5 protein-coding genes (1 of these 5 running past the window's edge) are annotated in these 5,000 nt (G+C 67.1%); 4 read left to right on the forward strand and 1 reads right to left on the reverse strand.

All coding sequences use genetic code 11. The features are described from left to right. The 3 genes from CSW58_RS03945 to CSW58_RS03955 all read left to right on the forward strand — a co-directional run. Window positions 1-273: Mth938-like domain-containing protein (locus CSW58_RS03945; RefSeq protein ID WP_099446393.1), on the forward strand; the 273-nt coding region annotated here is incomplete at its 5' end. 109 nt (window positions 274-382) lie between these two features. Next, complete coding sequence (locus tag CSW58_RS03950; RefSeq protein WP_099446394.1) at window positions 383-994, forward strand: urate hydroxylase PuuD; 612 nt, start codon at window positions 383-385, stop codon at window positions 992-994. Window positions 995-1,062: 68 nt separating this feature from the next. Further along, a complete protein-coding gene (locus CSW58_RS03955) occupies window positions 1,063-1,761 on the forward strand; it encodes a squalene/phytoene synthase family protein (protein ID WP_099446395.1) in 699 nt (232 codons plus the stop codon). Between the two features lie 34 nt (window positions 1,762-1,795). Here CSW58_RS03955 and CSW58_RS03960 read toward each other — a convergent pair whose 3' ends face one another. Continuing rightward, complete coding sequence (locus CSW58_RS03960; RefSeq protein ID WP_099446396.1) at window positions 1,796-3,871, reverse strand: S9 family peptidase; 2,076 nt, start codon at window positions 3,869-3,871, stop codon at window positions 1,796-1,798. A gap of 289 nt (window positions 3,872-4,160) precedes the next feature. On the opposite strand from CSW58_RS03960, the gene lpxC reads away from it, so the two are divergent. Next, window positions 4,161-5,000: the 5' portion of a UDP-3-O-acyl-N-acetylglucosamine deacetylase gene (gene lpxC / locus CSW58_RS03965; RefSeq protein ID WP_099446397.1), read on the forward strand. The gene runs 57 nt beyond the window's last position; 840 of the gene's 897 nt are visible here — the first part of the coding sequence; the start codon lies at window positions 4,161-4,163; its stop codon lies beyond the right edge, outside the window.

Below are 5,000 nucleotides of genomic sequence, written 5' to 3' on the forward strand. Positions count from 1 at the left end.
ATCCTCGACGACCAGCCCCAGGCCTGGAGCGTGACCTCCCTGACCGACCTGACCCCGGCCGCCTTCGCGCCGGTGTTCGCGGCCGGCGGCGCGGTCGAGTTCGTGCTCCTGGGCATGGGCCTGAACAACGCCTTGCCGCCGCGCGAGGTTCGCGACGCCTTGAAGGACGCCGGCCTGGGTCTTGAGTTCATGAGCACGCGAGCCGCCGCGCGCACCTATAACGTGTTGGCCAGCGAAGGCCGGCGCCTGGCTGCGGCCCTGATCGCCGTCTGAGGCGCGCGCCTTCCGCCCCTCCGCAATACCCGCAATATTTGTAGCTATTTTCCGACTCTTCGAACGGTCCTATACCTGCGCCTCACGTTTGGGCTGAGGGGCAGAAAACATGGCCGCGCTACTATCGAACTTCCGCAATACCTTCATCGTCAGCAGCATCTTGGCGCTGGTGATGATCGCCGGCTATTTCATGCACGCTGGTGGCGGGCTGGTCTTCTTCGAGGCGGTGTACCGCTTCCTGCACGTATTCTTCGGCATCCTTTGGATCGGCCTGCTGTACTATTTCAACTTCGTCCAGATCCGCGTCATGCCGCAGATCCCGGCCGAACTGAAGCCGGCGGTCAGCAAGTACATCGCGCCCGAGGCCCTGTTCTGGTTCCGCTGGGCGGCCCTCGCCACCTGGGTGATGGGCGTGATCCTGGCCATCAGCCGCAACTATTTCGTCGAGGCATTCACCCTGGGCCTGGCCGGCGGCTTCACGCCTTCGGTCGACGCCCGCTACACCTTCATCGGCACCGGCATGTGGCTGGCCACGATCATGTTCATCAATGTCTGGGGCGTGATCTGGCCCAACCAGAAGCGGGCCCTGGGCATCGTTGAAGCCGACGCCGACACCAAGGCCAAGTCGGCCCGCACCGCCATGCTGTTTTCGCGCATCAACACCCTGCTCAGCCTGCCGATGCTGGCCACGATGGCGATGAACCAGACGCTGTTCGGCTAAGCCGTTCGGCTGAAAATCAGATATGGGAAGGGCCCGCCAGGCTTCGGCGGGCCCTTTTCGTTGAGACCATGACCGACACCGAAACCCTCGACGATCTCGTCCGCCGCGTCGATCCAGACCGCTGGTTGGCTAGCCGGTTCATCGCCGATCCCGCCGCCCGCGGCGACGTGATCGCCCTGACCGCCTTCAACTACGAGCTGGCCCGCGTGGCTGGCGGGGTCACGAACGCCCTGATGGGTGAGATCCGCCTGACCTGGTGGCGCGAGGCGATGGACGAGCTGGCCCTCGGCAAGGCGCCGCGCAAGCATCCCACGGTCGAGGCCGTGGCGGCCGCCGACCTGGATCCTGTGGCCCTGGCGGCCATGGCCGAGGCGCGCCTGTCCGACCTTGATGAGGCGCCCCTGGCCGACGAGGCGCGGGTGCTGGCCTATGTCGACGCCACGGCCGGGGCCTGGGCGGTGCTGGTGGCGCGACGGCTGGACCCGTCCTCCGATCCTCACGCAGTCAAGGGCGCGGCCCGGGCCTATGGCCTGGCCGGTCTGTCGCGCCTACAGCGCTTGCCGCCGGCCTGGACGCAAGCTGAAGTGTCGGCGCGCGTCGCCGCCCAGCTTCGCCTGGCGCGGACCGAGGCGCGCGGCCTGCCGATCGCCGCCTTTCCCGCCGTGGCCACGGCGGCCCTGGCCCGGGGGCTGGTCGCCGGCCGGGCCCCGTCCGAACTCGAAAAAAAGGCCCGCCTCACCTGGTCGGTGGCGACGGGCCGGCTTTGATGACCTGAGCGCTCCCGGGCGGGGAGGGCTCCGCCTATTTCTTCGTCCAGCGATCCAGCCAGGCCTGCACCTCGCTGTGCCACTGCACCGAGTTCTGGGCCTTGAGCACCCAGTGGTTCTCGTTGGGATAGTAGAGCAGTTGGCTGGGCACGCCCTTGCGCTGCAGGGCGGTGAAGCTGGCGATGCCCTGTTCCAGGGGCACGCGATAGTCGTTCTGGCCCTGGACGACCATCATCGGCACGCTCCAGTCGGCCACATGGTCGGCGGGATTGAACTTGGCGTAGGTCGTATTGGGTTCCCACGGCGTACCGCCATTGTCCCACTCGCTGAACCACAGCTCTTCGGTGGAATAGCCCATGAACCGGGCGTCGAAGATCCCGTCGTGATTGACCAGGCACTTCCACGGCTCTTTCCACTGGCTGGCGATCCAGTTGACCATGAAGCCGCCATAGGAGCCGCCCAGGGCGCAGGCGCGGTCCTTGTCGAGGAACGGATACTTGGCCAGGGCGTGGCTCCAGCCCTTCTGCAGGTCTTCCAGCGGCCGGTCGCCCCAGTGCTGGCTGATGGCGTCGGTGAAGGCCTGGCCATAGCCGGTGGAGCCGTGGAAATCGATCATCACCACGGCATAGCCGGCGCCGGCATAGGTCTGGGCGTTCCAGCGATAGTGGAACAGGTTGCCGAAGCTGCCCTGCGGCCCGCCATGGATCAGGAAGGCGACCGGATAGGTCTTGGCCGGGTCGAAATCGGCCGGCTTGACCAGATAGCCATGCACCGTCTCGCCGTTCCAGCCGGGGAAGCTGAACTGCTCGGCCTCGCCCATGGCCACGTCCTTGAGGGCGTCGCTGTTGAGGTCGGTCAGCTTCATCGGCGCGCCGCCCTTGGCCGGCAGGCTGTAGAGCTGGGCCGGCCCCTTGAGGGTGTCATGGGCATAGACCAGGCCCTGGGGTCCGACGTCGAAACCACTGACATGGCCGTCGCCGGTCAGGGCGGTGACCTTGGCCGTCTTCACGTCGATGGCGAACAGTCGGGTCTGACCGACGTCCTGGGCCAGGGCATAGATCGTCTTTCCGTCCCGGCTCCAGGCGACGGCGTCGGCCGAGCGGTCCCAGGCCGGCGCCAGTTCGCGTTCCTGGCCTGAGGCCTGGTCACGCAGAATGATCCCGAAGCGGTCGGCCTCGAAGCCCGGGCGCTTCATGGCGCGATAGGCAGCCCACTTGCCGGCTGCAGAAAACACGGGCGCCGTGTCCCAGGCCTTGTTGCCGGGGGTCAGGTTGGCCGGCTTGGCCGAGCCGTCCAGCGGGGCGCTCCAGACGTCGTAATTGGTCTGCCAGGCCTCGTCGCGGCCCGCGATCTTGGCCGAGAAGGCGACCGACTTGCCGTCGGGGGCGATGGCGAAGTCCTCGTCGCCGCCGAAGGGCTTGGTGGGGCTGTCGCCGTCGAAACCGGCCATCAGGTCGACCGGCTGTCCGGTCGCCGCGCCCGTGGCGTCGAGGGCGAAGGCGAACAGGTGGTTCTGGGTCTTGTCGTTCCAGGTGTCCCAATGGCGGATGAACAGCTTGTCGTAGACCACGCCGGTGGTCTTGGCGGTCGCCTTGGCCGCCAGGCGGTCCTGGGTGCAGGTGAGATCCGCGCAATCGGGGAACACCGCCTGGCTGATGACGATGGTCTTGCCGTCGTCGGCGACCTTGTAGGCCCCGACATCGAACGGGGCGCTGGTCACCTGGACGGCGGCTTCGCCGGCGACGTCGGTTCGGAACACCTGGTCGAGCCCGCCGGCCCGGCTGGAGACGAAATAGATGGCCTTGCCGTCCGCCGACCAGCGCCCGGCGCTGACGCCGCCGTCCGACACGGCCAGCCGGCGCGGGGGCGCCTTGGCTTTCAGGTCGGCGATCCACAGCGACATCGCGGCGCGGTTGGCCGGAAAGTCCATCGTGCGCACGGCGTAGAGCACATAGCGGCCGTCGGGCGAGATGCGCGGATCGCTGACCCGGTCGAGCTTGACCATGTCCAGGGCGGTGAAGGGGCGGGCGGCCTGGGCCGCGGGCGCGAGGGCGAAGGCGGCGAGCGACAGGGCAAGGGCGGAGGCGGCGATGCGCAAGGTCTTGGTCATCGAAGGCGTTTCCTGTTTCAACGCGTAAAAGCGCCGGCAGCCTAGCGAGGGCGTGCGCCCGATGCCAGGGGTTGAGGTCCATTCGTGCGCGAGGCGTTCCCGTGGCGCGCGAGAGGCATGGAATTCACCTTTCCTGAACGTTGAAAGCTGTTTTTTTTCAGGTGCTTAGTAGGGTAACAATCCGAAACAGGACTTGCTTTGCCGCGCCGCAACATCGTCTCTAAATGGTACACGGGGCGAGAAGGCGGTGGTCTAGCGCCGTCCTCGAGTAGCGAAGTAAGGGTTCCACGTGTCGGTTTCGGCTCATTATCAGCATACGGTCGCCGGGCCAGTGATCTTCGCCGGCATCGGCCTGCACACCGGCGAGCACGTCCGCGTGGCGGTGCGTCCGGCGGCGGCCGACGCCGGGGTGCTGTTCGTCCGCACGGACGTCACCGACCGTGACAACCGCGTGCCCGTGACGGCCGACGCCGTCTGCCAGACCCAACTGGGCACCGTCATCAACAACGCCGCCGACGTGCGCGTCTCGACCATCGAGCATCTGATGGCCGCCCTGGCCGCCCTGTCGATCGACAATTGCGTCGTCGAACTGGACGGTCCGGAAGTGCCGATCATGGATGGCTCCTCCGAGCCTTTCGTGCAGATTCTCGACCGGGCCGGCCGCCGCCGCCAGGACGTTCACCGCCGTTACATTGAAATCCTCGCCCCGATCGTGGTCGAGGAGGGCGACAAGCTGGCCAGCCTGACGCCGTCCGACCGTTTCGAGGTCGCCTTCGAGATCGACTTCACCAGCCAAGCCATCGGCCACCAGCGCGTCGACTTGGTCATCGACGAGGACAGCTTCCGCGAGGAACTGTCCAACTGCCGGACCTTCGGCTTCGTGCGCGATGTCGAGGCCCTGCGCGCCATCGGCCTGGCCCGTGGCGGCTCGATGGACAACGCCGTGGTCATCGACGGCGACCGGATCCTCAATCCCGAAGGCCTGCGGCGTCCTGACGAATTCGTGCGCCACAAGGCGCTGGACGCGATCGGCGATCTCTATGTGCTCGGCTCGCCGATCATTGGCCGTTTCGAAGGCGTCCTGGCCGGCCACGGCCTGAACAACGCCGTCGTTCGCGCCCTGCTGGCC

The sequence above is a fragment of the Caulobacter sp. B11 genome (assembly GCF_002737765.1).
Taxonomy (GTDB): Bacteria; Pseudomonadota; Alphaproteobacteria; order Caulobacterales; family Caulobacteraceae; genus Caulobacter.

Coding starts and splice junctions, on each gene's coding strand:
- CSW58_RS03950 (WP_099446394.1), top strand. CDS start 383: ATGGCCGCGCTACTATCGAACTTCCGCAATACCTTCATCGTCAGCAGC.
- CSW58_RS03955 (WP_099446395.1), top strand. CDS start 1,063: ATGACCGACACCGAAACCCTCGACGATCTCGTCCGCCGCGTCGATCCA.
- CSW58_RS03960 (WP_099446396.1), bottom strand. CDS start 3,871: ATGACCAAGACCTTGCGCATCGCCGCCTCCGCCCTTGCCCTGTCGCTC.